Origin of the sequence: Nocardia sp. NPDC058176 (assembly GCF_042883805.1) — a bacterium.
Classification (GTDB): Bacteria; Actinomycetota; Actinomycetes; order Mycobacteriales; family Mycobacteriaceae; genus Nocardia.
This window is the reverse complement of the sequence record NZ_JBHVVA010000004.1, coordinates 526,099-551,772: the sequence shown is the minus strand read 5'-3', so window position 1 is coordinate 551,772 and position 25,674 is coordinate 526,099. Positions and strand designations below refer to the sequence as shown.

Here is a 25,674-nt window from a genome sequence, read left to right as displayed (position 1 = left end):
ATGCGCGACAAGAGAATGACGCTCGACGAGGTCGTCGGCGAGCTGCGCAGCGGAATGACGATCGGCATCGGCGGCTGGGGTTCCCGGCGCAAGCCGATGGCGCTGGTGCGCGCGCTGCTGCGCTCCGACGTCACCGATCTGACCGTGGTGACCTACGGCGGGCCCGATCTGGGGCTGCTGTGCTCGGCGGGCAAGGTCCGCAAGGCGTACTACGGGTTCGTCTCGCTGGATTCGGCGCCCTTCTACGATCCGTGGTTCGCCAAGGCACGCACCGAGGGCGCGATCACCGTGCGCGAGATGGACGAGGGCATGGTGAAGTGCGGGCTGCAGGCGGCCGCGGCACGGCTGCCGTTCCTGCCGATCCGGGCCGGGCTCGGGTCGGCGGTGCTCGACTTCTGGGAGGGCGAGCTCAAGACCATCCCGTCGCCGTATCCCGCCGCCGACGGGCGCGTGGAGACCCTGGTGGCGATGCCCGCGCTGAATCTGGACGCGGCCTTCGTGCACCTGGATCTGGCCGACAAGCACGGCAACGCCGCCTACACCGGCGTCGACCCGTACTTCGACGACCTCTACTGCCTCGCCGCCGAGCGACGCTACGTCTCGGCCGATCGCCTGGTCGAGACCGAGGAGCTGGTGAAAGCCGTTCCGCAGCAGGCGATCATCCTCAACCGGATGCTGGTCGACGGCGTTGTCGAGGCGCCCGGTGGCGCGCACTTCACCTTCTCCGGCAGCTACGGGCGCGACGAGAAGTTCCAGAAGCACTATGTGGCCGCCGCGCAGACGCCGGAGTCCTGGGCCGAGTTCAAGGGCCGCTATCTCGATGTGCCCGAGGCCGAATACCAGGCCGCCGTCCACGCTTTCGCCGAGGAGCAGAAACTATGACCATTACTCGCGCCGAAGTCTGCGTCGTCGCTGCCGCAGAGATCTTCCGCGGGGCGGGCGAGATCATGGCCAGCCCGATGTCGACGGTCACCACCATCGGGGCGCGGCTGGCCCGGCTCACCTTCGAACCCGATCTGCTGCTGTCCGACGGTGAGGCGCTGTTCTTCGCCGAGGTTCCGGCCATCGGCGCGAAAGCTCCTGTGGAGGGCTGGATTCCGTTCTCGAAGGTGTTCGATGTGGTCGCCTCGGGTCGTCGGCACGTGGTGATGGGGGCGAATCAGATCGACCGGTTCGGCAATCAGAACCTGTCGGCCTTCGGTCCGCTGCAGCAGCCGAAGCGGCAGATGTTCGGTGTGCGTGGCGCGCCGGGTAACACCATCAACCACGCCACCAGTTACTTCGTGCCGCGGCACAACAAGCGGGTGTTCGTCGACCAGGTCGACATCATCTCCGGAATCGGTTACGACCGAATCGATCCCGACAACCCGGCCTACCGGTTCCACCACCTGCATCGCGTGGTGACGAACCTGGGTGTGTTCGACTTCAACGGCCCCGACCACACGCTGCGCGCGCTGTCGCTGCATCCGGGTGTCGGTGCCGATGAGGTCGCCGAGAACACCTCCTTCGAGATCGCCGGGCTGGGCGAGGCGGGCGAGACCCGGCTGCCGACCGACGAGGAACTGCGGATCATCCGAACCGTTCTGGATCCCAAGGGTTTCCGTGAGAAGGAAGTGGCGGCATGAGTCTGCGGACCCCGCTGACCGAGCTGGTCGGGATCGAGCATCCGGTCGTGCAGACCGGGATGGGCTGGGTTGCCGGTCCACGGCTGGTGGCGGCCACCGCGAACGCGGGCGGGCTGGGCATTCTGGCCTCGGCCACCATGACTTTCGAGGAGCTCGAGGCGGCGGTCGCCAAGACCAAGTCGCTCACCGGCAAGCCGTTCGGCGTGAACATCCGCGCGGACGCGACCGATGCCACCGAGCGCATCGAGCTGCTCATTCGTGAGCAGGTGCGGGTGGCGTCGTTCGCGCTCGCGCCCAAGAAGGAGCTCATCGCCCGGCTCAAAGACGCTGGTGTGGTGGTGATTCCGTCGATCGGCGCGGCCAAGCACGCGGTGAAGGTGGCCTCCTGGGGCGCCGACGCGGTGATCGTGCAGGGTGGCGAGGGCGGTGGGCACACCGGTCCGGTCGCCACCACGCTGCTGCTGCCCTCGGTGCTCGACGCGGTCGACATCCCGGTGGTCGCGGCGGGCGGCTTCTTCGACGGGCGCGGTCTCGCCGCCGCACTGTCCTATGGTGCCGCCGGTGTCGCGATGGGTACGCGCTTCCTGCTCACGCAGGAGAGCACCGTCCCCGAGGCCGTCAAGCAGGAGTACCTGGCGCGCGGACTCGGTGACACGGTGGTGTCGGTGAAGGTCGACGGCATGCCGCACCGGATGCTGAACACCGAACTGGTCGAGAAGCTGGAGCACTCCGGCGGCTGGCGCGGTCTGTCGGCCGCGGTCGGCAACGCGGCCAAGTTCAAGTCCATGACGGGCATGAAGTGGTCGACGCTCGTGCGCGACGGACTGGCCATGCGCAAGACCAAGGACCTCACCTGGTCGCAGGTCGTGATGGCGGCCAACTCGGCCATGCTCACCAAGGCCGGCCTCGTCGAGGGCCGCACCGACGCCGGCGTCCTGCCCGCGGGCCAGGTCACCGGCATCATCGACAGCCTGCCCACCGTGGCCGAGCTGATCGACCAGATCGTCACCGACGCCGTCGCCCGGATCAACGCCGTCGCGGCCCTCACCACCGAACCCGCCGTCGACCCTCGCTGATCCAGCTGGGCATGTGATCACCACGCTCAGGTAAGCACGCCACCAGAGCCTGGTGATCGACAGTCCAGTTGTCGACCGGCACACGAACTCCGCCCGCTGACGACAAGCCACCGTCAGCCCACCGGGCGGCCGAGCGCCGGATCAGGTGCTGCACCCACGAAGTGCGCATCTGGTCCGGCGCTTTCTCGTTCAGAGCGCGTCGACGGTGAACGCGGCCGTTCCGGGGAGGTGGGCGAGTGGGGTCGTGCGCACCGTTGCTTCGATGCGGCCGGGGCCGGTCGGGAGGAGGACGCCCACCGCGGGGCCGGTCTGGCCGGCGGGGCCGCCGACGACGACCACGGCGGTCGAACCCGAGGCGTCGGTGTCGAGGTTGTGCCAGTCGACTGTCGTGGTGACCGTGCAGCCGCTCTCGTGGGAGCCGGGGGTCGCGCTCCAGAAGGTGCCGCGCAGGTAGACCGCGGCCTCGCCGGGGCCGCTGTAGTCGCTGGGGCCCGGGATGGCGGTGCCGTCGATCTGACCGGCGCAGGTCCAGCCGGTGGCGAGGGTGTAGGCCGGCGCGAACGAGGTCGCCGCCGAGGCGGTCGTCGTCGTTCCCAGCAGCAGGCCTGCGGTCGCCGCCGTCACGATCGCCGCACGGCCGATGTGTTCGAGCATCATCGCGTCCCTTCGGTCGGTTTGATCCACCGTGGCACAGTCGCCACGCGCTGGGGGTGGAGTACCCCGTGACCGTCGAAATCCGCACCGAAGTGACGGCCGCGCTGCCCGCGTGGAGTGGTCACGACGGCTTTCGTCAGCGCGGATGTACCTCGACGCGGTTGTCGTGGAAGACGGCACCGCCGCCGTAGTCAGCGTCGCGTTCGGCGATGGTGGCGTTGACGGTGGCGCCGCCGGTGAACTTGGCCCAGCGGCCCTTCGTGGTGGCGGCGACGCCGGGGCGGACGCGGTCGGAGATCTCGGCGATGGAGTCGAAGGACCCGCGAGTGTTGGCGACGCGGACGGGGTCGCCGTCAGTGATGCCGCGGGCGGCGGCGTCGTCGGGGTGCAGGGTGATGCGGGGTTCGCCCGCGCGGCGGCGCAGTTCGGCGTTGGCGCCGAACGAGGTGTTCAGGAAGTACTGCGAGGCGGCGGAGATGAGTACCAGGCCGTCGCCGGGATCGGCGGGTGGGGTGTAGGCGGGCAGCGGATCGTGTCCGGCGAGTTCGGCACGGGCGGAGACGAATTGCAGTTTGCCCGCGGGGACGGGTCCGGCTTCGACCTTGAGGAAGCCGTCGGCCCGGAGCCGGTCGAGGTCGTGGCCTTTGAGCAGCTGCCGCATCAGTTCGTCGTCGGAGTCGTAGAGGGCCGGTTCGGTGAGGCCGAGTCGATGCGAGAGTTGACGGAAAGTCTCTGTGGTGGACAGGCATTCGCCTGGTGGCTCGATGGCCGGTTCGTTCCAGATCAGGTAGAGGTGGCCGTACCCGGCGAGCACGTCGAGGTGTTCGGGCTGCATGGTGGCGGGCAGGACGATGTCGGCGTAGTCGACGGTGTCGGTGCCGAAGTGTTCGAGGACCACGGTGAAGAGGTCCTCACGCGAAAGCCCCTCGATCACCCTGCGCTGATCGGGATTCGAGCCGACCGGGTTGGCGCCGATCACGAACAGCGCTTTGACCGGCGGATCCTCGGTCTCGAGCAGGTTCTCGCCGAGCTTGGTCATCGACAGGGTGCGCACCGGATGCGGCAGCAGATCGTCACGGACCAGCGCGTCCACATCGACGCGGAAGTGCCCGCTCGTCGAATAGTGCAGTCCCCCACCGGGAATCGCCCAGTCGCCGGTGACACCGGGCAGGCAGGCCAGCACCCGCATCGCCATGCCGCCACCCGCGTGCCGCTGCATGCCCTGCGAGGCGCGGATCGCGGTGGGCCTGGTGCGGGCGATGCGCTCGCCGAGACCGACGATCTGTTCCACCGCGAGTCCGGTGATCTCGGCGACCCGCTCCGGGGTGTATTCGGCGACGAGGTCGCGGAATTCGGGCCAGCCCTCGGTGTGCTCGGCGATGAACGCGTCGTCCTGGGCGCCCTGGGCGATGATCACGTGCAGCAGGCCGAGCGCCAGCGCCGCGTCGGTGCCGGGCAGCGGCGCGAGGTGTTCGTCGCAGCGTTCGGAGGTCTTGGTGCGGACCGGGTCGATGGAGACCAGGTAGGCGCCGCTGTCCTGGATGAACTTCCACACGTGGTGGCCGGAGTGCAGCGGGTTGGTGCCCCAGAGCAGGATCAGCTTCGAGTGCGCGAGGTCTTCGGGGTCCATGCCGCCGGAGGTGCCGAGGGTGTAGCGCACGCCCGCGCTGCCCGCGACCGAGCAGATGGTCGGCCGGTGGTGGGAGGCGCCGAGCAGGTTGAACATCCGGCGGCCGGGATAGCCCTCCATGCCCTGCAGGTAGCCGAGGCTGCCGGTGCCGTGGAACGGCCAGATCGCCTCGCCGCCGAACTCGTCGATGATGCCGGTGAGCCGGTTCGCGATCTCGTCGAGCGCCTCGTCCCAGCTGATCCGCTCGAATCGCCCCGAGCCCTTCGGCCCGGTCCGGCGCATCGGATACCGCAATCGATCCGGTGCCCCCACCTGCTCGAGGTACCGGTTCACCTTCACGCACAGCGCACCGCGCGTGACCGGGTGTTCCTTGTTCCCCCGCAGCCCGGTCGCGACGCCGTCCTCGACGGTCACCACCCACGAGCACGCGTCGGGGCAGTCGAGCGGGCACGCACCGAGCACCTTCACCCGATCCATCGTAGGGACCGGAGGCTCGGTACGCGCCCGCCGAGGGTCTGCTCGCTACCTCACTCCACCTCGATGTCCGGGTTGAGAATTCCGCACACCTTCCAGCTGCCGCCCTCTTCGACCAGCTTGTACGTCGCGGTCGAGGTCGTGTTCTGGCCGAGAATCGACATCTTCATCGACGTGGTGAAGGTGCCGGACTTGCTCCCGGAAGCGACATCCACGCTCTTCAAGGTGGTGGTCGTCTTCGGGAGATCGCCGCCTGACGGAACCCCGGTCGGCGTCGGCTGGTTCTCGTACTTGGAGATCTCGTCCCGATCGGCGGCGCACACCAGGTCCTCGAGGTCGCCCTTCTGGTCGACCCAGGCCTGTGCCGCCGCGCGCGGGGAGTCGTAACCGCCGCCACCGACGATCGAACCGCCGCCGCCCAACACGAACAACGCACCGACCGCTACGGCGGCCAGGATGACCACGCCACCCAGGATGAGCGCGATCTTGCCGCCGCTGCCGCCGGACTGGCGCGGCGGCTGCCCGTAACCACCCGGCGCGCCGTACTGCGGCCCGCCCTGCTGATACGGCTGCCCCTGTGGGTACGGCTGACCCTGCGGGTACGACTGGCCCTGCTGGTAGGGCTGGCCCTGCGGGTACGGCTGACCCGGCATCGGCTGCTGCTGGTAGGGCTGGCCCATCGGCTGTCCCTGATAGGGCTGACCTTGATAGGGGTTGGGCGGTTGTGGGTGACCCATTCGGTGTTCCTGTTCCCTGTTCTCACGAGTGACACCCATCCGGCGACACTTCAGCTCATGGCTTACCCACTGCGCCAAGGTGTTATCGCGGTAGTGGGATGAGCAACCCTTCAGTCTTTACGAACGACCGGCTGCTGGCAAGGTCGGAAAACAACCGACGGCCCGGTGCCGGAAACTCCGACACCGGGCCGCCAACTACTGAGCGCGCTACTCCGCCGCGTCGAGCCGCTCGATGATGGTCACGTTCGCCGTACCGCCACCTTCACAGATGGTGAGCAGCCCGTAGCGCCCGTTGACGCGCTCGAGCTCGTGCAGCAGGGTCGCGAACAGCTTCGCCCCGGTCGCGCCGAGGGGGTGACCCAGCGCGATGGCCCCGCCGTTGACGTTCACCTTCTCGGGATCGGCCCCGATCTCCTTGATCCAGGCCAGCACCACCGGCGCGAACGCCTCGTTGATCTCGATGACGTCGATGTCGTCGATGGTCAGTCCGGTCTTCTCCAGCGCCCACTGGGTCGCCGGAATCGGAGCGCTGAGCATGAAGATCGGGTCGGCGCCGCGCGCGCTCACGTGGTGGATGCGGGCGCGCGGGGTCAGGCCGTACTCCTGGACCGCCCATTCCGAGGCGAGCAGCGTCGCCGAAGCGCCGTCGGAGATCTGGCTGGCGACCGCGGCGGTGAGCGGGCTGCCATCGCCCAGCGGTTTCAGGGTCGCCATCTTCTCCAAGCTGGTCTCGCGCGGCCCCTGGTCGACGGTGAACTCGCCGACCGGCACGATCTCGGCCTCGAACCGGCCATCGGCGATGGCGGCGCGGGCGCGGTCGTGGCTGCGCAGCGCCCAGTGCTCCATGTCCTCGCGGGTGATGCCCCACTTCTCGGCGATCAGCTCGGCGCCGCGGAACTGCGAGACCTCGCCGGTGCCGTAGCGGGTGTCCCAGCCGGTGGCGCCGACGAACGGGGAGTCGAAGCCGTACTCCTTGCCCGCGAGCATGGCGGCCGAGATCGGGATGGCGCTCATGTTCTGCACGCCGGCGGCCACGATCACCTCGGCGGTGCCGCTCATGATGGCCTGCGCGCCGAAGTTGATGGCCTGCTGGCTGGAACCGCACTGCCGGTCGACGGTGACGCCGGGGACTTCCTCGGGGTAACCGGCGGTCAGCCACATGGTGCGGCCGATGTTGCCCGCCTGCGGGCCGATGTTGTCGACACAGCCGACGATCACGTCGTCGACCACGGCCGGGTCGATCCCGGTGCGCTCGACCAGCCCGCGCAGCGCGGCGGCGCCGAGGTCGGCCGGGTGCACCTCGGCCAGCGCGCCACCGCGCTTGCCGACCGCGGTACGCACCGCATCGATCACATAGGCCTGGCGCAGCGGGGTGTAGGGCCGAGCGGTCATGGGAGAACTCCTAGCTGGGACTGCCCTCGGGCACGGTGAGCCCGTCGAGCACGATGGTGAGATATTGCTGGGCAAGGTTTTTCACGGTGATCGGGCCACCGGGGGTGTACCAGCGCACCGCGACCCACACGGTGTCGCGCAGGAAGCGGAAGGCCAGTTCCACGTCGAGTTCGGGGCGGAAGCTGCCGTCGGCGACACCGGCGGTGAGCACCCGGTGCCACAGGTCGCGGAACTCGGTGTTGAAGTCGCGGATGTAGCCGAACCGTTCGACGTCGCGCAGGTTCTTGGCCTCGGCCTGGTAGATGGCGACGGCCGCGTGGTGACGGTCGAACGCCTCGTAGGAGGCGACCACCAAGGCTTCCAACGTCTCTCGCGAGCTGAGCCCGGCCGCGGCGATCTCGCGGTAGCGGCCGAACAGGTCGTCGAGGAAGCCGCGCAGGATCTCGTCGACCATCGACTCCTTGGAGTCGAAGTGGTGGTAGAGGCTGCCCGAGAGGATCCCCGCCGAATCGGCGATGTCGCGCACCGTGGTGGCGCGCAGGCCACGTTCGGCGAACAGGTCGGCGGCGAGGTCGAGGAGTTCGGCGCGGCGCGTGCGTTTCACGGTATCGGGTGCGGTCACACCTGACATCGTACAACCAAGCAATTGCTTGGTTCCCTGATTCGGGAACCATCCGCCCTGATCATGCGCGCTGACTGCTCACCGAGACCACCTCACCGGTCAGGTATGAGGTGTAGTCACTGGCCAGCATGGCGATGGTTGCGGCGACTTCCCAAGGCTCGGCGGCGCGACCGAAGGCCTCGCGTTCACTGAGCGCGTCGAGCAGTTCCGACGAGCTCACCTTGTCCAGGAAGGGATGCCGGGCGATGCTCGGCGCGACGGCATTGATCCGCACCCCGAATTCGGCCGCCTCCACCGCACTGCACCGGGTGAGCGCCATGACGCCCGCCTTGGCCGCGGCGTAGTGCGCCTGACCGTGCTGGGCGCGCCAGCCGAGCACGCTGGCGTTGTTGACGAGCACGCCACCGTGTCCGGCGGAGCGGAAGTAGCCGAGCGCGGCGCGGGTGCAGCGGAAGGTACCGGTGAGGGTGATGTCGAGGACCTGGTCCCACTGCTCGTCGGTCATGTCGACCACGGGGGTCTCACCGCCGAGGCCCGCGTTGTTGACCATGATGTCGATCCGGCCGAGCGCGGCGGCGGCGTCGGTGAGCAGCTGGTTCACCTGGGCGGTGTCGCGGACATCGCAGACCACCGCGGCGACCGTGCGCTCCGGGAACTCCTTGGCCAGCAGTTCGGCGGTCTCGGTGAGCCTGCGCTCGTGCCAGTCGGAGACGACGACATCGGCGCCCTCCTCGAGGAGCCTGCGCGCGGTGGCCGAGCCGATGCCGGTGCCCGCGGCGGCGGTGATCACGGCCTTACGGCCGGTCAGCAGGCCGTGGCCGGGGATCGATGCCGGCGGGACGGAGAGTGGTCCGGTCACGGGCGGGCCTCCCGCGGCAGGCCGAGCACACGCTCGGCGATGATGTTGCGCTGCACTTCGTTCGAACCTCCATAGATCGTGTCGGCGCGGCTGAACAGGTACAGCCGCTGCCATGACGTCATGTCGTCTTCCCCGGTGACCAGTCCGGCGGCGCCCTGCACCGCCATGGCCAGTTCACCGAGTCCGCGATGCCAGTTGGCCCACAACAACTTCGACACCGAGGCGCCGCCCGCGTCGTCGTGGTCCTCGCTCATGGTGCGCAGCGCGTGGGCGCGCAGCACACGCAAGCCCACCCAGGCGCGGTCGAGACGGTCGGCGATCAGCGGATCGTCGGCGGCGCCGGTGCGGCGGGCCAGCGCCTCGATGTCGGCGAGTTCGCGGGCGAAGCGGATCTGCTGGCCGAGCGTGGAGATGCCGCGCTCGAAGGTCAAGGTGCCCATGGCGATTCGCCAGCCGTCGCCCGGTGCGCCGACGACGAGGTCGGCCTCGGTGACGGCGTCGTCGAAGAACACCTCGTTGAATTCGGAAGTGCCGGTGAGCTGTTCGATCGGGCGCACTTCGATACCCGGCTGGTTCATCGGGACCAGCAGGTAGGACAGGCCGTGATGACGGGTGGAGCCGCGCTCGGTACGGGCGATGACGAAGCACCAGTCGGCGACGTGGGCCAGTGAGGTCCAGATCTTCTGGCCGTTGATCACCCACTTGTCGCCGTCGAGGCGGGCGGTCGTGGCGACCGCGGCCAGGTCCGACCCCGCGCCGGGCTCGGAGTAGCCCTGGCACCACAGTTCGCCGACCGAGCGCACGCCGGGCAGGAAGCGCCGCTTCTGCTCCTCGGTGCCGAAGGCCAGCAGCGTCGGGCCGAGCAGTTCCTCGCCCACGTGCGAGACCCGCGCGGGCGCGTCGGCCTTCGCGTACTCCTCGTGGAAGATCACCTGCTGGCGCACGCTGGCGCCGCGGCCGCCGTATTCGGCGGGCCAGCCCAGGCACGTCCAGCCCGCGGCGGCGAGATGCCGGTCCCAGGCCAGGCGTTCTTCGAAGAACTCGTGCTCGCGGCCGGGTCCGCCGGTGCCGCGCAGGTCAGCGAACTCGCCGGAGAGATTTTCGGCGAGCCAATCGCGTATTTCCGCGCAAAACTCCGCGTCGGAGGTCGCGGTATCGGAATCTGAGGTCTGGATCACACCCACAGCGATAGGATAACCTACCAAGCACTTGCTTTGTTAGCTGCTTCGTCAAGAACAGCGACCGCACAACGGTGAGGACCCCGTGACCACCCCTGCACAGACCACCCCGCAGGCGCTGCGAGACATCGCCGCGGCGCACCCGAACGAGCCCGCCCTGATCGACGGCGCGACCCGCCTGACCTGGGACGAGCTGCTCGACCGGGTGCGCGTCGTCGCGCGCGCCCTGATCGCCCGCGACATCTCCCCCGGCGACCGGGTCGCGATGTGGGCGCCCAACACCCACCACTGGGTCGTCGCCGCGCTCGCCGCGCATTCGGTCGGTGCCGCGCTGGTGCCGTTGAACACCCGGTACGTGGCGGCCGAGGCCGCCGACGTGCTGGGCCGGGTCGAGGCGAAGGCGATCTTCGTCGCCGGGCCGTTCCTCGGCCGCGATCGGGCGGCCGAACTGCTGGCCGAGGCGCCGGAGTTGGGGATCGGGACCGTCGTCGTTCTTCCGGTCGAGCAGGAAGCGACCACGAGCCCGGCCGCATCGACGGGAAGCGGCTCGGCGCGGACAACGCTGAGCTGGGCCGAACTGCTCGAACAGGCTACGACCGTCACCGAAGAAGCCGGCGAACAGCGGGCCGCCCAGGTGTCCCCCGAGGACATCTCCGACATCCTGTTCACCTCCGGCACCACCGGCCGCAGCAAGGGCACCCTGATCGCGCACCGGCAGGCGCTCGACGTGGTGCGCGGCTGGGTCGAGTGCTCCACCCTGCGCGCGGGCGACCGCTACCTGGTGATCCCGCCGTTCTTCCACAATTTCGGCTACAAGGCGGCGATGCTCGCGTGCCTGGTCACCGGGGCCACGATCGTCCCGCAGGCCACCTTCGACGTGCCGACCACCCTCGCCCTGGTCGAATCCGAGCGCATCACCGTGCTCACCGGCCCGCCGACCATCTACCAGACCATCCTCGAGCATCCACAGCGCGGCGCACACGACCTGTCCTCGCTGCGGGTCGCGGTGACCGGCGCGGCGACGGTGCCGGTGGTGCTGATCGAGCGGATGCGCGACGAACTCGAATTCGACGTGGTGGTCACCGCGTACGGGCTGTCCGAGTCCGCCGGTTTCGGCACCATGTGCCGACCCGACGACGACGCGGAGACCATCGCGAACACCTGCGGCCGCCCGATGGCCGGATTCGAACTGCGCCTCGACGACAGCGGCGAAGTGCTGCTGCGCGGCCCGAACGTGATGCTCGGCTATCTCGACGATCCCGAGGCCACCGCCGAGGCGATCGACGCCGAGGGCTGGCTGCACACCGGCGACATCGGCGTGGTCAACGAGCGCGGGTACCTCAAGATCACCGACCGGCTCAAGGACATGTACATCACCGGCGGATTCAACGTCTATCCCGCCGAGATCGAACAGACCCTCGCCCGGCTCGACGGGGTCGCCGAATCGGCGGTCGTCGGGGTGCCCGACACCCGGATGGGTGAGGTGGGCAAGGCCTTCGTCGTCCGCAAGCCCGGCTCGACACTGAGCGTCGACGACGTGATCGCCTACGCCACCGGGCAATTGGCCAATTTCAAAGTCCCCCGGCTCGTGGAGTTCCGCGACCAGCTGCCCTACAGCGCGGCGGGCAAGGTGCTCAAACGTGAGCTACGTGAGGAGAAGTCGTGAGTCCCGAATCCGAGACCGAGGTCGTCACCTACGAGGTGCGCGGACCGGTCGCCGTGGTCACCATGAACCGGCCCGATTTCCGCAACGCGCAGAACTCGAAGATGACCTACGCCCTCGACGCCGCGTTCGTGCGGGCCGTCGAGGACCCCGAGGTCAAGGTGATCGTGTTGGCGGGCAACGGGAAACACTTCAGTGCCGGGCACGACATCGGCACACCGGGGCGCGATCACGACGCGCACTACGAGAACAAGGCCGCGCTGTGGTGGGACCACCTCGACCGCGCCGGTGGCGATCAGCGCTTCGCCCGCGAGACCGAGGTGTATCTCGGAATGTGCAGGCGCTGGCGGGAAATCCCCAAGCCGACCGTGGCGATGGTGCAGGGCGCGTGCATCGCGGGCGGGCTCATGCTGGCCTGGGTGTGCGATCTGATCGTCTGCTCCGAGGACGCGTTCTTCTCCGATCCCGTTGTCCGGATGGGTATTCCGGGGGTCGAGTACTTCGCGCATCCGTGGGTGATGGGTCCGCGTGCGGCCAAGGAGTTCCTGTTCACCGGTGACCGGTTCGACGCGGCGCAGGCCAAGGAGTGGGGCATGGTCAACCGGGTCGTGCCGCGCGCCGAACTCGAGACCGAGGTGCTCGCGCTGGCCGAGAAGATCGCCACCATGCCGCAATTCGGGCTCGCGCTCACCAAGAAGGCCGTCAACCAGGCCGAGGACCTGATGGGCATGCGCTCCGGCATGGACTCGGTCTTCGGACTGCATCATTTCGCGCACGCGCACAACGCCGAGGTGGGTGCCGATTCGCTCGGCGGGATGAACGCCCGCTCGATGAAGAGCGCCGCGACCGAACAGAACGGAAGCAAGTAAGTGGATCTCGAGATCGACCCGGCCGTCCGGGAGTTCCAGCTGGAGGTGCGCGAGTTCCTCGCCACCCATGTCCCGCGTGAACCGTTGCCCTCCATGGACACTCAGGCGGGCTTCGAGGCGCACCGTGCCTGGGAGGCGACGCTGGCCGAAGCCCGGCTCTCGGCGGTGTCCTGGCCGGCCGAGTACGGCGGGCGCGACGCCTCCATCCTGGAATGGGTGCTGTTCGAGCAGGAGTACTACGCCGCGGGCGCGCCCGGCCGGGTGGCGCAGAACGGCATCTTCCTGCTGGCACCGACCCTGTTCGAACACGGCACCCCCGAGCAGCTGGCCCGGATCCTGCCGCGGATGGCGCGCGGTGACGACATCTGGGCGCAGGCCTGGTCCGAACCCGAATCGGGCAGCGACCTGGCGAGCCTGCGTTCCACCGCGCGGCGCACCGAAGGTGGCTGGCTGCTCAACGGGCAGAAGACGTGGAGTTCGCGTGCGTCCTACGCGGATTGGGCCTTCGGCCTGTTCCGCAGCGATCCGGAGGCGCAGCGTCATCACGGTCTGACCTATGTGATGTTCCCACTCACCGCCCATGGTGTGAGCGTGCGGCCGATTCCGCAGCTCGACGGCGAACCCGGCTTCGCCGAGATCTTCCTCGACGACGTCTTCGTGCCCGACCGCGATGTGATCGGCGCGGTCAACGAGGGCTGGCGGGTCGCGATGGCCACCTCCAGCAACGAGCGTGGCCTGTCGCTGCGCAGCCCGGGGCGGTTCAGCGCCACCGCGCAGCGGCTCATCGATCTGTGGCAGGAGACCACCGACCCGGCCGACACCGCCGCCCGCAACGCGGTGGTCGACGCCTGGCTGGGCGCCGAGGCCTACCGTCTGCACACCTTCGGCACGGTCACCCGCCTCACCGACGGCGGTCAGCTCGGCGCGGAATCCTCGATCACCAAGGTCTTCTGGTCCGATCTCGACATCGCCATGCACGAGACCGGGCTCGATCTGCTCGGCGCCGCCGCCGAACAGCAGAGCCGCTGGACCGACGGCTACCTGTTCTCCCTCTCCGGCCCGATCTACGCGGGCACCAACGAGATCCAGCGCAACATCATCGCCGAACGCATCCTCGGCCTGCCCCGTGAGAGCAAGCGATGACCGTGCACGTCATGGCAACCGAGCGCCCACGCTCCGACGGCGAACATCCGCGCCGCGCATCCACTCGTCCCACCGCAGGAGGCTCGCGATGAGATTCGCGCTCAGCACCGAACAGCTCGACTTCGCCGCGGAGCTCCGCAAGATCCTCGACGCCGGGCAGGTGCCGACGGCCGTGCGCGCGTGGGCCGACGGCGACACCGCCAAGGGGCGGGCGCTGCTGCGGCAGGTGGCCGAGATGGGCGTGTTCGGCCTGCTCGTCGACGAGCAGTACGGCGGGGCCGAGGCGACGCCGGTCGACCTCACCGTCGCGCTGGTCGAGCTGGGCCGGGCCGCGGTACCGGGGCCGGTCATCGAATCGGCGGCCGTGATTCCGACGCTGCTGCAGGGTCTTCCGGATCCCGAGGCCGCCCGGCGCTGGCTGCCCGCGCTCACCGGCGGTGGACTGCTCGGCACGATTGCCTTCGACGAGCCACAGCGTGGGATCGCTCTCGATGCCGAAACCGCCGACCTCGTGCTGGTCGCCGGGGACGGGCGGATCAGCCTGGGACGCCGCGCTCCTGGCGCGAACGGTGGACCTGGCGATGCGATCGAGCACACCGACACAGCGGATTCCGCGCCTGCCGCCGGGCTCGCGGGGGCCGTGACCTCGATCGACCCGGCGCGCAAGCTGTTCGGCATCACCGCCGACGAGCTGGTCATCGAGGGAACCGACGTCCAGGAGGCGATCGACTACGCCTTCGACCTCGGCGTCCTCGCCTGTGCCGCGCAGTTGCTCGGTGCGGGGCGCGCGATCCTGGACCAGACCACGAACTACGCCAAGCAGCGCAAGCAGTTCGGGCGGGTGATCGGTGAATTCCAGGCGGTGAAGCAGCAACTCGCGAACGTCCTGATCGCCCTGGACCTGGCCGAGCCGCTGCTGTATCGCGCCGCCCTCACCCTCGAATCCCCCGACCGCACCCGCGACGTCTCCGCGGCCCTCGTGGCCTGCGGCGATGCCGCCCACCTCGCCGCCCGCGCGGGCCTCCAGGTCCACGGCGCCATCGGCTACACCGCCGAATACGACCTGTCGGTGTGGCTGACCCGCGTCACCGCCCTGCGCACCGCCTGGGGCACCGCCGATTTCCACCGCGCCCGCATCGCCACCGCCCTGCGCGCACCGGCGACCACCGCGAGCTGAACACCATGCGGGCCTGTGGGCTACGAAGTTGACGACCACTGTTGAGGAATCTCATGTCATCGAATGAACTGCTCGAATTCCGGACCAGCGTGCGGGCGCTGTTGAGCAAGCACGCGACGCCCGCCGCCCTGCGCACGGCCATGGACAGCGAGCTGGGGTACGACCCGGCGCTATGGCGGATGCTGTGCGAGCAGGTCGGCGTCGCGGCGCTGGCGGTGCCGGAGGAGTCGGGTGGGGCCGGGGCCGGGCTGGTCGAATCGCTGCTCGTGGTCGGCGAACTCGGCCGGACGCTCGCGGGTGTGCCGATGCTCGGCTCGGCTGTGCTCGGGGTGCAGGCGGTGCTGCTGGCCGGCGACGAGCAGGCGTGCGCGCGGCTGCTGCCGGATCTGGCAGACGGGTCGCGCACAGCGGCACTGTGCTGGGCTGATGCCGAGGGCTGGGACACGGCCGGGGTCTCGGCGGCGGGCAACGCTTCAGCAGCGGGCGACCTTTCGGCGGCGGGCGGAACTCTCAGCGGGACAGCGCATTACGTTCTGCACGGCGCGCAGTCCGACCTCCTGCTCGTCCTGACCGACAACGGCCTGTTCGAGACGACAGCGGGCGCACCGGGCGTCACCATCACGCCCACCCCGGCACTCGACCCCACCCGCAAACTCGCCACCATCACCTTCGCCGACACCCCCGCCACCCGCCTCGGCACCGGCGACCCAGCCGAACTGCGCACCCGCCTGCGCGAAATCGCCTGGGCCGCACTCGCCGCCGAACAGGTCGGCGCCGCCCGCCACTGCCTCGAGATGACGGTCGAGTACACCGCCTCACGCGTGCAGTTCGGCCGCGCGATCGGCAGTTTCCAGGCACTCAAGCACCGAATGGCCGACATGTACGTCCTGGTCGAGTCAGCGGAATCAACCGCGCTGGCGGCAGCACAGGCCGTGGCCGAGAACAGCGCGTCGGCGCCCGAGGACACCTGGGTCGCACGCAAACACTGCACCGAGGCATTCTCCACAGTCGCCGCCGAAACCATCCAACTCCACGGCGGCATCGCCATCACCTGGGAACACGACGCCCACCTCTATTTCAAGCGCGCCCACGCCACCAGCGAACTCTTCGGCACAGGCCCCCGCCCGGTAGTCGCCGCATAGTCGGTATTTGCCCTGTCGCCGACGACCTACAGGGCGGCGGCCAGGCCTTCGAGGATGTCAGCGAGTTCTGCGGACTCGATCTCGACCTCGAAGACCCGGCCCACATGCTCGGGGTGATCGAGCAAATGCGCCGCACGCCAGAACTGCAGCGTGATCACCATGTGGTCGCCATCGCGGAAGACGAAGGTCTGCACATTATCGGTCGTAGGTCCCCAGTGCAGGAACCCGAACTGCTCGCGCATCTCGCCGATCGGGTCGTCGTCGGTCGCGGTGCCGAACCGGCGATGGGTGGCAACTGGGGACAGCCCGGCAAAGGGCAGCGGCCGAACATGCCCGGCACGTATCGACACCGCGGTTTCCGCCACAGAGCGGCGGAACTGCGCGACGAAGACCATATTGTCGTCGCAGGTCAACCACTGGTCGGCGGCCCACAGGTCCACTCGACGCAGCCCCGCCGCCGAGTCGCCGACTTCGACAGCGAACCTGCCCTTTTCACCCAGAAGTACGGCCATCTGGACACGATGTCAGGTTCGTCGCGGCGCGGACAACCGGGTTCGTCGCTTCATGGTGAACGTGCGGGGACACCGCCTAGCTTGCCGCCGGGTATCGGTAGGAGCTGTAGGTGAGGTAGCCGGTGTCGCCGCCGGTGTAGTAGGTCGCCTCGTCGGCTTCGTCGAGCGGGAGGTCGGCGCGTAGGCGTTCGACGAGGTCGGGGTTGGCGAGGAAGGCGCGGCCGAAGCTGATCAGGTCGGCGCCGAGGTCTAGCCAGTGTTCGGCGGCTTTGCGGTCGGCGGGGACGGGGCCGCCGGGGATGGATGGGTTGACGATCAGGCGGCCCGGCCAGGTGCGGCGCAGGCCGAGCAGGGTTTGCTCGTCGGCGGTCGCCTCGAGGTGGACATAGGCCAGGTCGTGGGTGGCGAGCTCGGTCAGCAGTGCCCCGTAGAGCTCGGGGACGTCCGCGTCGATCGCGTCCCAGATGCCCGCCCCCGGGCTGAGCCTGATGCCGACCCGGTTGGCGCCGATGGCGGCCACCGTGGCCGCGACGGCTTCGGCCGCGAAGCGGATCCGGCCCGCGATCGAGCCGCCGTACCCATCGGTGCGCAGGTTGGCATTGCTGGACAGGAACTGCCCGATCAGATAGCCGTTGGCGCCGTGCAGCTCGACACCGTCGAACCCCGCGTCGATCGCCCGGCGGGCCGCGCGCGCGTAGGACAGCGCTTCCTCGCCGACCTCCGCGGTGGTCAGGGCGCGCGGGACCCGAGCGGGCTGCGGGCCGGTCGGCGTGAAGACCATCGTCTCGCGCGCGGCCACCGCCGACGGGCCGACCGGTTGCAGGCCCGTGGTGTCGGGGTGACTGATCCGGCCGCCGTGCATGATCTGCGCGAAGATGCGTCCGCCGTTGGCGTGGACCGCTCCGGTGACCTGCTTCCACGATTCGACCTGGGCATCGGTGTAGAGCCCCGGTGTCAGCGGGTTGGACTGGCCGAGCAGGCTGGGCTGGACGCCCTCGGAGATGATCAGGCCCGCGGTAGCGCGCTGGGCGTAGTAGGCGGCCATCGACGGCGTCGCCAGTCCCTCGACACCGGAGCGGACCCGGCCCATCGGGGCCATCGCGATCCGGTTCGGGAGCCGAAGGTCGGCCAGGTCGTAGGCATCGAACAGTGTTGGTGTCATACTTCGACGGTAGAACCTACCGTTGACGTCAGGTGTCAGATATATGAGCGAGGTCACAATGCGGATCGGCGAACTGGCCGAGCAGGCGGGGGTGAGCGTCCGCTCGTTGCGCTACTACGAGGAGCACGGGCTGTTGACCAGCGAGCGCAGCGGCGGCGGTCAGCGCACCTATGCCGAGGACGCGGTCGAACGAGTTCGCTTGCTACAGCGGCTCTATGCGGCCGGACTGTCGAGCAGCACCATCGCGGAACTGCTGCCGTGCGTCGACTCACCCAGCGCCGAACAGACGGACGAAGCCTGGGCGCGCCTGCTCGAAGAACGCGCACAGCTGGAACAGCACATCGCCGACCTGCTCCGCACCCGCGACACCCTCGACGAGATCATCGAGGTGAACCGCAGCCACCGGCGGGCCTACCCGTAACCCGCTGTGCTCGATCTCACCTGCCGTGGCGTCTCGATTTATATAGTTAGCTTATGCAATAATATTCAGCGTGCAGCAGACAGAGCAGCCCTCCCCGGACGACATCGTGGTCGACCTGTTGGTCACTGCCGGTCGGCTCACCCGGCTCGCCGGGGCGATCAGCGACGACGATCTGCCCCGCGCGGTCCTGCGGGCCCTCGCCGTGCTCGACGAGCACGGCGGCCTGCGGGTCAGCGATTTCGCTCGGATCGATCGATGTTCCCAACCGGCGGCAACGGCGCTGATCGGCCGGCTCGTCACCGACGGATTCGCCACCCGCACCAAGGACCCGCACGACTCACGGGCGGTTCTCGTCGAACTGACCCCGGCGGGCCGGACCCGTCTCACCCAGGCCAGGCAGGCCTACGCCGCCGCCATGGCCCCCGGACTCGCCGACTTCGATCTCGATCGGCTGATCCGGCTCGACAACGACATGAACGACCTGCTGACAGCCCTGCGCGCGGTTGCCCGCGGTCATCAGTGAAGCAACCAGGAGCGCCGATGAGCATCCCCCAGTTGACTCGCGACGACGACGCCGCAGCCACCACCGCCCCGTCCACCGGACAACCCAAGGCCGTCTGGGCCGTCGCCTTCGCGAGCGTGATCGCGTTCATGGGCATCGGCCTGGTCGATCCCATTCTCAAGCCGATCGGCGAGCAGCTGAACGCGAGCCCGTCGCAGGTCTCGCTGCTGTTCACCAGCTACATGGCCGTCACCGGCGTCGCCATGCTGGTGACCGGGGTGATCTCGAGCCGGTTCGGCGCGAAGAAGACGCTGCTGTCCGGGCTGGCGATCATCATCGTGTTCGCCGCGCTGGCCGGCATGTCCGGGAGCATCGGCGAGATCATCGGTTTCCGCGCCGGGTGGGGTCTCGGCAACGCGCTGTTCATCGCGACGGCGCTGGCCACCATCGTCGGCGCGGCCAGCGGCGGTGTCGCCAAGGCGATCATCCTCTACGAGGCGGCGCTGGGTATCGGCATCGCGACCGGCCCGCTGCTGGGTGGCGTGCTCGGTGGAATCAGCTGGCGTGGGCCGTTTTTCGGGGTGTCGGTGCTGATGGCGGTGGCGTTCGTCGCGATCGTCGTGTTGCTGCCGGAGATGCCGAAACCCGCGAAGCCGACCTCGATCACCGCGCCGTTCAAGGCGTTGCGGCACAAGGGATTGCTGACCGTCAGCATCACCGCGCTGCTCTACAACTTCGGCTTCTTCACCCTGCTCGCCTACACCCCGTTCCCGCTGGACATGGGCACCTACGCGATCGGCTTCATCTTCTGCGGCTGGGGCATCCTGCTGGCCGTGTCCTCGGTGTTCCTCGCGCCGAAACTGCAGGCGCGCTTCGGCAGCCTGCCGATGATGGGGCTGTCGCTCGGGCTGTTCGCCGCCGATCTGGCCGTGATGGGCCTGTTCGCCGAGCACAAGATCGTGCTGATCGTCGGCGTGGTGATCGCGGGCCTGTTCCTCGGCGTGAACAACACCCTGATCACCGAGGCCGTGATGATCTCGGCGCCGGTCGAGCGCTCCACCGCCTCGGCCGCCTACAGCTTCGTCCGCTTCGGCGGTGGTGCGGCGGCACCGTGGATCGCGGGCAAGCTCGGTGAGCACAGCGTCTCGCTGCCGTTCTGGCTGGGCGCGGCCTGTACCGCGGCCGCGGTCGGCGCGCTGTTCATCGGCCGCAACGCCTTGGCCCACATCGACGACCACGACCCGGCGCCACACAGCGTCGAAGAGGCCCAGGCCATCACCGTCGGGGATTGACCCCCCGATCCCGACGAACCGGCCCCCGGTGCCACGAGCGCTGGGGGCCGATTCGTTGTCGCGGACATGAGCAGGCCGATGGCGCGATCACCTGTCAGAGAGCGGGCGTAGCGTCGATGACATGACCGATGATCAGCGCGGGCGCGTCAAGGTGGAAGCCGGGCAGAAGCGGGTTCGGGTGTATCTGAGCGGACGGCTGGTGGCCGACACCGTGCGGCCGCTGCTCGTCTGGGAAGTCCCTTACTACCCGACCTACTACCTGCCGCTCACCGACATCAAGGCCGATCTGGAACCGAACGGGATCACCGAGCACTCCCCCAGCCGCGGCGATTCCACCGGATACGACGTGGTGATCGACGGCGTGCGGGCCGACGGCGCCGCGGTGCGATACCCGGACTCACCGTTGACGGCACTGAAAGACGCTGTGCGCCTCGACTTCGCCGCCTTCGACTGGTTCGAGGAGGACGAGCCGATCTTCGTCCACCCGCGCGATCCGTATGCCCGGATCGACATCCTCGGCAGCTCCCGGAACGTGCGGGTCGAGGTCGACGGCGTCACCGTCGCCGACTCGTCCTCCCCGCGGATCCTGTTCGAAACCGGTTTGCCCGCAAGGTATTACCTGCCGCTGCCCGATGTGCGAATGGATCTACTCGTCGCCTCCGACACGCACACCAGCTGCCCGTACAAGGGCACCGCCGACTACTGGAGCGTCCAGGTCGGCGACGCGGTGCACGAGGACATCGTATGGATCTACCGCACCCCGTTACCGGAGAGCCAGAAGGTCGCCGGGCTGGCGTGCTTCTACAACGAGAAGGTCGACATCTACCTCGACGGCGTTCTCCAGGACCGCCCGCACACCCCGTTCGGCTGACTACTCGGGCACCTCGAGCACACCCTCGTCGACCGCCCATTTGATCGACTTCTCCAGCGACGGACACGATTCCGGCCGCCCCGGCCGCGCGCCGTGCGCGGCCAGCTGGGCGAAGACGGGGCAGTGCGTGTCGGGTCGTTCGGTCCACTGCACCGAGGTCTGGTGCTGGCTGGACTTGCGGACCAGGACGCCGGCCTGGCAGGCCTGACACCGCAGCGGTGTCAGGCCCTCGTCCAGGTAGTGCTGTTTGTCGACCGTGGTCTGGGCCCGCACCGCGGCCTGCCGCGCGGGCTGATCGGCGAAGTCGGGTGCCTTGGCCCAGGTCGGGGTCATCTCAGACGCCCGCTTCGGCTTCTTCGGCGTCGGCCTCGGCCTTGCGGCGCAGGTTCTCGGCCACCTCGGCCTCCCAGGCCACATTGGCCTTGGTCGTGTCGACCTCGAATTCGAAGCGCTGGGTCATCTTCTCGGTGACCTCATCGGCGTCGACGTAGAACTGCTCGTACCAGCGGCGCAGCTGGTAGACCGGGCCGTCCTCCTCGCACAGCAGCGGGTTCTCGACCTTGGACTTGTGCTTCCAGATCTCCACGTCCTGCAGGAAGCCGTCGCCGAAGAACTCGGTCATCGAGCGGGCCAGCTTCTCGGCGGTCGCGTCGTCGATGCCCTTGGGCTTCTCCACGGTCAGGCCGTACTGGAGCATGAACGAGTCCTGCGAGATCGGGTAGTGGCAGTTGATCAGCACCACCTTGATCTGGTAGCCGCCGTAGATGTTGACCAGCGGATTGATCATGTACGACGGACCGAAGTAGGACGCCTCCGACTTCAGCAGCGTCTCGGCGCCGTACTTGGCCGCCATCCCGATGTCGGGACGGCCCTTGGTCTCCAGGAACTGCGTCGCCACGTGGCCTTCGAAGACGTTCTTGAAGTACGTCGGGAAGGCGAAGTGGATGTAGAAGAAGTGCGCCATGTCGACCACGTTGTCGATGATCTCGCGGCAGTTGGCGCCCTGGATCTCCATCTCGTTCCAGGTCCAGTCGGTCCAGCCGCTGTCGTGGGTCTCGCTCGGGTTGCCCTCCGCGTCGGTGTAGGCACCCTCGATGTGCGGGATCGTGACGTCCTCGGGCGGTGGATTGCCCTCGTGGTCGTGCCACACGAACAGCTGACCGTTGCGCTCGAGCGTGGTCCACTTCCTGGTGCGAGCCAGGGGCGGCACCCGGCGCGCGTACGGAATCGAGGTGCACTTGCCGCTCGCACCCCAGCGCCAGTCGTGGAACGGGCAGGCGATGTCATCGCCCTTCACCGTCCCCATGCTCAGATCGCCGCCCATATGCCTGCAGTAGGCATCGAGCACGCGCAGTTCGTCGTTGGTATCGGTCCAGACCACGAGCTTGGTCCCGAAGATCTCGATCGCGTGCGGCTTGCCGTCGCGAAAGGTCTTCGCGAGGCCGACACAGTGCCAGCCACGCGCAAACCTGGTCGGCGTGGTGCCGACATCGAGTTCCCTCACCTTGGGGTTGACTGCCATCCCGAACCCTCCTTGTTCACTAGAACACGTTACAAAACGAGGCCACTTCACGCCAGCTGTCCAGCGAACTTCGCTCTTGACTCCTGTTATATCCGAGGTCGGCCGATCTTCTCGACAGAAATGAGAACCTGTTCTAATCTCAGAGACGAACAAGAACCGGTTGTCGATCCGACGAGGTAGGAGCGGGCCCCGAGATGACGCAAGAAGTGACCGAACGGGTCGAGGCACTGCTGCCGACACTGCGTGAACGCGCGCAGGAGGCCGAGGACCTGCGCCAGATTCCCGAGGAATCCATCAAGGCGCTGCAGGAGACCGGGTTCTTCCGGCTGCTGCAGCCCAAGCAGTGGGGCGGGCACGCCGCCGATCCGGTCGTCTTCTACGACACGGTCCGCAAGATCGCCAGCGCCTGCGGGTCCACCGGGTGGGTCGCGGGCATCATCGGCGTGCACAACTGGCACCTGGCCCTCTACGACCAGCAGGCCCAGCAGGACGTGTGGGGCGAGGACACCGACGTGCGGATCTCGTCGTCGTACGCGCCGATGGGCGCCGGTCAGGCAGTCGACGGCGGCTACATCGTGCGCGGTTCGTGGGCCTGGTCCTCCGGTTCGGATCACGCCACCTGGGCGGTGCTCGGTGGTCCGGTGATCAAGAACGGCAAGCCGGTCGATTTCGGCAGCTTCCTGATCCCGCGCTCGGACTACCGCATCGATGACGTGTGGAACGTCGTCGGCCTGCGCGGCACCGGCTCCAACACCGTCGTGGTCGAGGACGTCTTCGTGCCGACGCACCGGTTCCTGAGCTTCCGCGCGATGAGCGAGGGCCGCGCGCCGGGCCTCGAGCAGAACACCGACGCGGTGTACAAGATGCCGTGGGGCACCATCCATCCCACCACCATCTCCACGCCGATCGTCGGCATGGGTTACGGCGCCTACGAGGCGCATGTCGAGCATCAGGGCAAGCGGGTGCGCGCGGCCTACGCGGGCGAGAACGCCAAGGACGATCCGTTCGCCAAGGTGCGCGTGGCCGAGGCGGCCAGCGACATCGACGCCGCGTGGCGCCAGCTCTCGGGCAATGTCGCCGAGGAGTACGCGCTGCTGGTGGCGGGCGAGGAAGTGCCCTTCGACCTGCGTGTGCGCGCCCGTCGCGACCAGGTGCGCGCCACCGGCCGGGTGATCGCCGCGATCGACAAGCTCTTCGAGTCCTCGGGTGCCACCGCGCTGGCCAATGGCACACCGCTGCAACGCTTCTGGCGTGACGCCCATGCCGGGCGCGTGCACGCGGCCAACGATCCCGAGCGCGCCTACGTCATGTACGGCACGCACGAGTTCGGGCTGCCCGTCAAAGACGCCATGGTGTAGCCGATGACCCAGACCGCTGAACTGACCTACGAATCGACCTCACGCTTCGCGCAGGTCACCCCTTCGCTGAAGCTGCACTACCACGAAGCCGGAGTCGGCAACGGGCCCACGATCGTGCTGCTGCACGGTGGCGGGCCGGGTGCCTCGGCGTGGTCGAACTTCGCCCGCAACATCCCCGTGCTGGCCGAGCACTATCACGTGATCGCGCCCGATCAGCCCGGCTACGGCAAGTCCGACAAGCCGGTCGACCACCCGCAGTACTTCGTGCACAGCTCGAACGCGCTGCTGGCCCTGCTCGACCACCTCGAGATCACCGAGCGCGTGCACCTGCTCGGCAACTCGCTCGGCGGCGGCGCCTCGGTGCGCTTCGCCCTCGACCACCCCACCCGCGCGGGCAAGCTCGTGCTGATGGGACCGGGCGGGCTGAGCACCAATCTGTTCGCGCCCGACCCGACCGAGGGCGTCAAACTGCTCTCGAAGTTCACCTATGAACCGACCAGGGACAACCTGGAGAAGTTCCTGCGGATCATGGTGTTCGACCAGTCGCTGGTCACCGAGGAACTGATCGACGAGCGGTTCGCCCTGGCCAACACCCCCGAGTCGCTGGCGGCGATGAAGGCGATGGGCAAGTCCTTCGCCAGCGCCGACTACGAGAAGGGCATGCTGTGGCGTGACGCCTACAAGCTGCGTCAGCCGGTGCTGCTCATCTGGGGTCGCGAGGATCGGGTGAACCCGCTCGACGGCGCGCTGGTGGCCACCAAGGTCATCCCGCGCGTGCAGCTGCACGTGTTCGGCGGCTGCGGGCACTGGGCACAGCTGGAGAAGTTCGACGAGTTCAACCGGCTCACCATCGATTTCCTCGGAGACAAGTGATGAGTATTCGCGCACTGGGCTACATGCGCATCGAGGCCACCGACATGGCGGCCTGGCGCGAGTACGGCCTCAAGGTGCTCGGCATGATGGAGGGCAAGGGGCTCGACCCCGACGCGCTCTACCTGCGCATGGACGACTTCGCCGCGCGCCTGGTGATCGTGCCCGGCGAGCAGGACCGGCTGCTGGTCTCGGGCTGGGAGGTCACCGACGGCCCCGGCCTGCAGCAGCTGCGCGAGACACTGACCAAGGCCGACGTCGCTTTCACCGAGGGCACCAAGGAAGAGCTGGACGAACGCCGCGTCGAGGGCATGATCCGGTTCCAGGATCCGTCCGGGAACACCCTCGAGGCGTTCTACGGCGCCCAGTACCTGGGCCGCCGCTTCGTGAGCCCCTACGGCCACAAGTTCGTCACCGCCGAGCAGGGCCTTGGCCACGTGGTGCTGACCTGCACCGACGATGCCGCCGCGCAGGCGTTCTACCAGGACGTCCTCGGCTTCCGGCTCCGCGACTCCATGCGGCTGCCGCCGCAGATGGTGGGCCGTCCCGCCGACGGCGATCCGGCCTGGCTGCGCTTCTACGGCTGCAACCCGCGCCATCACGCACTGGCGTTCCTGCCACTGCCGAATCCGACCGGGATCGTGCACCTCATGGTCGAGGTGGAGGAGGCCGACGACGTCGGCCTGTGCCTGGACCGCGCCATTCGCAAGAAGGTGAAGATGTCGGCCACCCTCGGCCGGCACATCAACGACAAGATGCTGTCGTTCTACATGAAGACGCCCGGCGGATTCGACATCGAATTCGGCTGCGAGGGACTGGAAGTCGATGACGACGACTGGATCGCCCGCGAGTCGACCGCGGTCAGCCTGTGGGGTCACGACTTCACTGTCGGATTCAAGCAGCAATAGGAATGGCGGCGAGGG

26 protein-coding genes are annotated in these 25,674 nt (G+C 68.5%); 15 read left to right on the top strand and 11 right to left on the bottom strand.

Annotated features, from left to right (window positions below; translation table 11 throughout):
- From ACFVVM_RS23910 to ACFVVM_RS23900, 3 genes are read left to right on the top strand one after another with little or no spacing between them, the layout of a single operon-like run.
- On the top strand, nucleotides 1–882 hold the full coding sequence (locus tag ACFVVM_RS23910; protein ID WP_387622118.1) for a CoA transferase subunit A: 882 nt from the start codon (nucleotides 1–3) through the stop codon (nucleotides 880–882).
- A complete protein-coding gene (locus ACFVVM_RS23905) occupies nucleotides 879–1,625 on the top strand; it encodes a CoA-transferase subunit beta (RefSeq protein ID WP_387622115.1) in 747 nt (248 codons plus the stop codon). The genes ACFVVM_RS23910 and ACFVVM_RS23905 overlap by 4 nt, the downstream gene beginning before the upstream one ends.
- Nucleotides 1,622–2,701, top strand: a complete 1,080-nt coding sequence (locus tag ACFVVM_RS23900) for an NAD(P)H-dependent flavin oxidoreductase (protein WP_387622112.1) — start codon at nucleotides 1,622–1,624, stop codon at nucleotides 2,699–2,701. The genes ACFVVM_RS23905 and ACFVVM_RS23900 overlap by 4 nt, the downstream gene beginning before the upstream one ends.
- Nucleotides 2,702–2,890: 189 nt before the next feature.
- On the opposite strand, the gene ACFVVM_RS23895 is transcribed toward ACFVVM_RS23900, so the two are convergent.
- The 7 genes from ACFVVM_RS23895 to ACFVVM_RS23865 form a co-directional block, all read right to left on the bottom strand.
- Entirely contained in the window at nucleotides 2,891–3,385 is a 495-nt protein-coding gene (locus ACFVVM_RS23895; RefSeq protein WP_387622110.1) for a hypothetical protein, read from the bottom strand.
- Nucleotides 3,386–3,491: 106 nt separating this feature from the next.
- Nucleotides 3,492–5,462, bottom strand: coding sequence for a molybdopterin-dependent oxidoreductase (locus tag ACFVVM_RS23890; RefSeq protein ID WP_387622108.1), 1,971 nt, complete (start codon nucleotides 5,460–5,462; stop codon nucleotides 3,492–3,494).
- Between the two features lie 50 nt (nucleotides 5,463–5,512).
- Nucleotides 5,513–6,196: a hypothetical protein gene (locus tag ACFVVM_RS23885; RefSeq protein ID WP_387622106.1), complete on the bottom strand. Its 684-nt coding sequence runs from the start codon at nucleotides 6,194–6,196 to the stop codon at nucleotides 5,513–5,515.
- Between the two features lie 207 nt (nucleotides 6,197–6,403).
- Nucleotides 6,404–7,588: an acetyl-CoA C-acetyltransferase gene (locus ACFVVM_RS23880; RefSeq protein ID WP_387622103.1), complete on the bottom strand. Its 1,185-nt coding sequence runs from the start codon at nucleotides 7,586–7,588 to the stop codon at nucleotides 6,404–6,406.
- A 10-nt stretch (nucleotides 7,589–7,598) separates the two neighbouring features.
- Entirely contained in the window at nucleotides 7,599–8,210 is a 612-nt protein-coding gene (locus ACFVVM_RS23875) for a TetR/AcrR family transcriptional regulator (RefSeq protein ID WP_387622100.1), read from the bottom strand.
- A 61-nt stretch (nucleotides 8,211–8,271) separates the two neighbouring features.
- Entirely contained in the window at nucleotides 8,272–9,069 is a 798-nt protein-coding gene (locus ACFVVM_RS23870; protein ID WP_387622097.1) for an SDR family oxidoreductase, read from the bottom strand.
- Nucleotides 9,066–10,253, bottom strand: coding sequence for an acyl-CoA dehydrogenase family protein (locus tag ACFVVM_RS23865; RefSeq protein WP_387622094.1), 1,188 nt, complete (start codon nucleotides 10,251–10,253; stop codon nucleotides 9,066–9,068). Before ACFVVM_RS23865 ends, ACFVVM_RS23870 begins: the two co-directional genes overlap by 4 nt.
- Before the next feature lie 79 nt (nucleotides 10,254–10,332).
- Between ACFVVM_RS23865 and ACFVVM_RS23860 the strand changes: the two genes are divergently transcribed.
- The 5 genes from ACFVVM_RS23860 to ACFVVM_RS23840 all read left to right on the top strand — a co-directional run bounded on the left by ACFVVM_RS23860 (nucleotide 10,333) and on the right by ACFVVM_RS23840 (nucleotide 16,241).
- Nucleotides 10,333–11,913, top strand: a complete 1,581-nt coding sequence (locus tag ACFVVM_RS23860) for a FadD3 family acyl-CoA ligase (protein WP_387622091.1) — start codon at nucleotides 10,333–10,335, stop codon at nucleotides 11,911–11,913.
- Entirely contained in the window at nucleotides 11,910–12,779 is an 870-nt protein-coding gene (locus ACFVVM_RS23855; protein WP_387622088.1) for an enoyl-CoA hydratase, read from the top strand. Before ACFVVM_RS23860 ends, ACFVVM_RS23855 begins: the two co-directional genes overlap by 4 nt.
- On the top strand, nucleotides 12,780–13,922 hold the full coding sequence (locus ACFVVM_RS23850; protein WP_387622085.1) for an acyl-CoA dehydrogenase family protein: 1,143 nt from the start codon (nucleotides 12,780–12,782) through the stop codon (nucleotides 13,920–13,922).
- Nucleotides 13,923–14,010: 88 nt separating this feature from the next.
- Entirely contained in the window at nucleotides 14,011–15,099 is a 1,089-nt protein-coding gene (locus tag ACFVVM_RS23845; RefSeq protein WP_387622082.1) for an acyl-CoA dehydrogenase family protein, read from the top strand.
- A gap of 53 nt (nucleotides 15,100–15,152) precedes the next feature.
- Nucleotides 15,153–16,241, top strand: coding sequence for an acyl-CoA dehydrogenase family protein (locus ACFVVM_RS23840; protein WP_387622079.1), 1,089 nt, complete (start codon nucleotides 15,153–15,155; stop codon nucleotides 16,239–16,241).
- Between the two features lie 26 nt (nucleotides 16,242–16,267).
- On the opposite strand, the gene ACFVVM_RS23835 is transcribed toward ACFVVM_RS23840, so the two are convergent.
- Together ACFVVM_RS23835 and ACFVVM_RS23830 are read right to left on the bottom strand one after the other, a co-directional pair.
- Nucleotides 16,268–16,681 (bottom strand): hypothetical protein, encoded by a 414-nt coding sequence (locus ACFVVM_RS23835; RefSeq protein ID WP_387622077.1) that lies wholly within the window; start codon nucleotides 16,679–16,681, stop codon nucleotides 16,268–16,270.
- 148 nt (nucleotides 16,682–16,829) lie between these two features.
- Nucleotides 16,830–17,915, bottom strand: coding sequence for an alkene reductase (locus ACFVVM_RS23830; protein WP_387622074.1), 1,086 nt, complete (start codon nucleotides 17,913–17,915; stop codon nucleotides 16,830–16,832).
- A gap of 43 nt (nucleotides 17,916–17,958) precedes the next feature.
- On the opposite strand from ACFVVM_RS23830, the gene ACFVVM_RS23825 reads away from it, so the two are divergent.
- From ACFVVM_RS23825 to ACFVVM_RS23810, 4 genes are all read left to right on the top strand, one after another.
- Entirely contained in the window at nucleotides 17,959–18,336 is a 378-nt protein-coding gene (locus ACFVVM_RS23825) for a MerR family transcriptional regulator (protein WP_387622071.1), read from the top strand.
- Between the two features lie 70 nt (nucleotides 18,337–18,406).
- Nucleotides 18,407–18,859, top strand: coding sequence for a MarR family winged helix-turn-helix transcriptional regulator (locus tag ACFVVM_RS23820; RefSeq protein ID WP_387622068.1), 453 nt, complete (start codon nucleotides 18,407–18,409; stop codon nucleotides 18,857–18,859).
- Nucleotides 18,860–18,876: 17 nt separating this feature from the next.
- Nucleotides 18,877–20,130 (top strand): MFS transporter, encoded by a 1,254-nt coding sequence (locus ACFVVM_RS23815; protein WP_387622065.1) that lies wholly within the window; start codon nucleotides 18,877–18,879, stop codon nucleotides 20,128–20,130.
- A 121-nt stretch (nucleotides 20,131–20,251) separates the two neighbouring features.
- Nucleotides 20,252–21,001, top strand: coding sequence for a DUF427 domain-containing protein (locus tag ACFVVM_RS23810; RefSeq protein ID WP_387622063.1), 750 nt, complete (start codon nucleotides 20,252–20,254; stop codon nucleotides 20,999–21,001).
- Here the strand turns inward: ACFVVM_RS23810 and ACFVVM_RS23805 are convergent, their stop codons facing one another.
- Both ACFVVM_RS23805 and ACFVVM_RS23800 read right to left on the bottom strand, forming a co-directional pair.
- Nucleotides 21,002–21,334 (bottom strand): hypothetical protein, encoded by a 333-nt coding sequence (locus ACFVVM_RS23805; RefSeq protein WP_387622060.1) that lies wholly within the window; start codon nucleotides 21,332–21,334, stop codon nucleotides 21,002–21,004. It abuts the gene before it with no gap.
- Nucleotide 21,335: 1 nt separating this feature from the next.
- Nucleotides 21,336–22,523, bottom strand: coding sequence for a Rieske 2Fe-2S domain-containing protein (locus ACFVVM_RS23800; protein WP_387622058.1), 1,188 nt, complete (start codon nucleotides 22,521–22,523; stop codon nucleotides 21,336–21,338).
- Between the two features lie 194 nt (nucleotides 22,524–22,717).
- On the opposite strand from ACFVVM_RS23800, the gene hsaA reads away from it, so the two are divergent.
- Genes hsaA through hsaC form a run of 3 tightly spaced genes read left to right on the top strand, consistent with a single transcriptional unit; the run spans nucleotide 22,718 to nucleotide 25,659 of the window.
- Complete coding sequence (gene hsaA, locus ACFVVM_RS23795; RefSeq protein ID WP_387622055.1) at nucleotides 22,718–23,881, top strand: 3-hydroxy-9,10-secoandrosta-1,3,5(10)-triene-9,17-dione monooxygenase oxygenase subunit; 1,164 nt, start codon at nucleotides 22,718–22,720, stop codon at nucleotides 23,879–23,881.
- A 3-nt stretch (nucleotides 23,882–23,884) separates the two neighbouring features.
- The gene (gene hsaD, locus ACFVVM_RS23790) at nucleotides 23,885–24,754 is read left to right on the top strand and encodes a 4,5:9,10-diseco-3-hydroxy-5,9,17-trioxoandrosta-1(10),2-diene-4-oate hydrolase (RefSeq protein ID WP_387622051.1); all 870 of its coding nucleotides are present in this window, start codon (nucleotides 23,885–23,887) and stop codon (nucleotides 24,752–24,754) included.
- Nucleotides 24,751–25,659 carry an iron-dependent extradiol dioxygenase HsaC gene (gene hsaC / locus ACFVVM_RS23785; RefSeq protein WP_387622048.1) on the top strand — a complete coding sequence of 303 codons (909 nt, stop codon included), beginning with the start codon at nucleotides 24,751–24,753 and terminating at the stop codon, nucleotides 25,657–25,659. The genes hsaD and hsaC overlap by 4 nt, the downstream gene beginning before the upstream one ends.
- Nucleotides 25,660–25,674: the final 15 nt, after the last annotated feature.

Bases quoted from the DNA above. Each gene is read 5' to 3' on its own strand.
- ACFVVM_RS23910 (WP_387622118.1), top strand. From the start codon at position 1: ATGCGCGACAAGAGAATGACGCTCGACGAGGTCGTCGGCGAGCTGCGC.
- ACFVVM_RS23905 (WP_387622115.1), top strand. From the start codon at position 879: ATGACCATTACTCGCGCCGAAGTCTGCGTCGTCGCTGCCGCAGAGATC.
- ACFVVM_RS23900 (WP_387622112.1), top strand. From the start codon at position 1,622: ATGAGTCTGCGGACCCCGCTGACCGAGCTGGTCGGGATCGAGCATCCG.
- ACFVVM_RS23890 (WP_387622108.1), bottom strand. From the start codon at position 5,462: ATGGATCGGGTGAAGGTGCTCGGTGCGTGCCCGCTCGACTGCCCCGAC.
- ACFVVM_RS23885 (WP_387622106.1), bottom strand. From the start codon at position 6,196: ATGGGTCACCCACAACCGCCCAACCCCTATCAAGGTCAGCCCTATCAG.
- ACFVVM_RS23880 (WP_387622103.1), bottom strand. From the start codon at position 7,588: ATGACCGCTCGGCCCTACACCCCGCTGCGCCAGGCCTATGTGATCGAT.
- ACFVVM_RS23845 (WP_387622082.1), top strand. From the start codon at position 14,011: ATGAGATTCGCGCTCAGCACCGAACAGCTCGACTTCGCCGCGGAGCTC.
- ACFVVM_RS23840 (WP_387622079.1), top strand. From the start codon at position 15,153: ATGTCATCGAATGAACTGCTCGAATTCCGGACCAGCGTGCGGGCGCTG.
- ACFVVM_RS23830 (WP_387622074.1), bottom strand. From the start codon at position 17,915: ATGACACCAACACTGTTCGATGCCTACGACCTGGCCGACCTTCGGCTC.
- ACFVVM_RS23825 (WP_387622071.1), top strand. From the start codon at position 17,959: ATGAGCGAGGTCACAATGCGGATCGGCGAACTGGCCGAGCAGGCGGGG.
- ACFVVM_RS23815 (WP_387622065.1), top strand. From the start codon at position 18,877: ATGAGCATCCCCCAGTTGACTCGCGACGACGACGCCGCAGCCACCACC.
- ACFVVM_RS23810 (WP_387622063.1), top strand. From the start codon at position 20,252: ATGACCGATGATCAGCGCGGGCGCGTCAAGGTGGAAGCCGGGCAGAAG.
- ACFVVM_RS23805 (WP_387622060.1), bottom strand. From the start codon at position 21,334: ATGACCCCGACCTGGGCCAAGGCACCCGACTTCGCCGATCAGCCCGCG.
- ACFVVM_RS23800 (WP_387622058.1), bottom strand. From the start codon at position 22,523: ATGGCAGTCAACCCCAAGGTGAGGGAACTCGATGTCGGCACCACGCCG.
- hsaA (WP_387622055.1), top strand. From the start codon at position 22,718: ATGACGCAAGAAGTGACCGAACGGGTCGAGGCACTGCTGCCGACACTG.
- hsaD (WP_387622051.1), top strand. From the start codon at position 23,885: ATGACCCAGACCGCTGAACTGACCTACGAATCGACCTCACGCTTCGCG.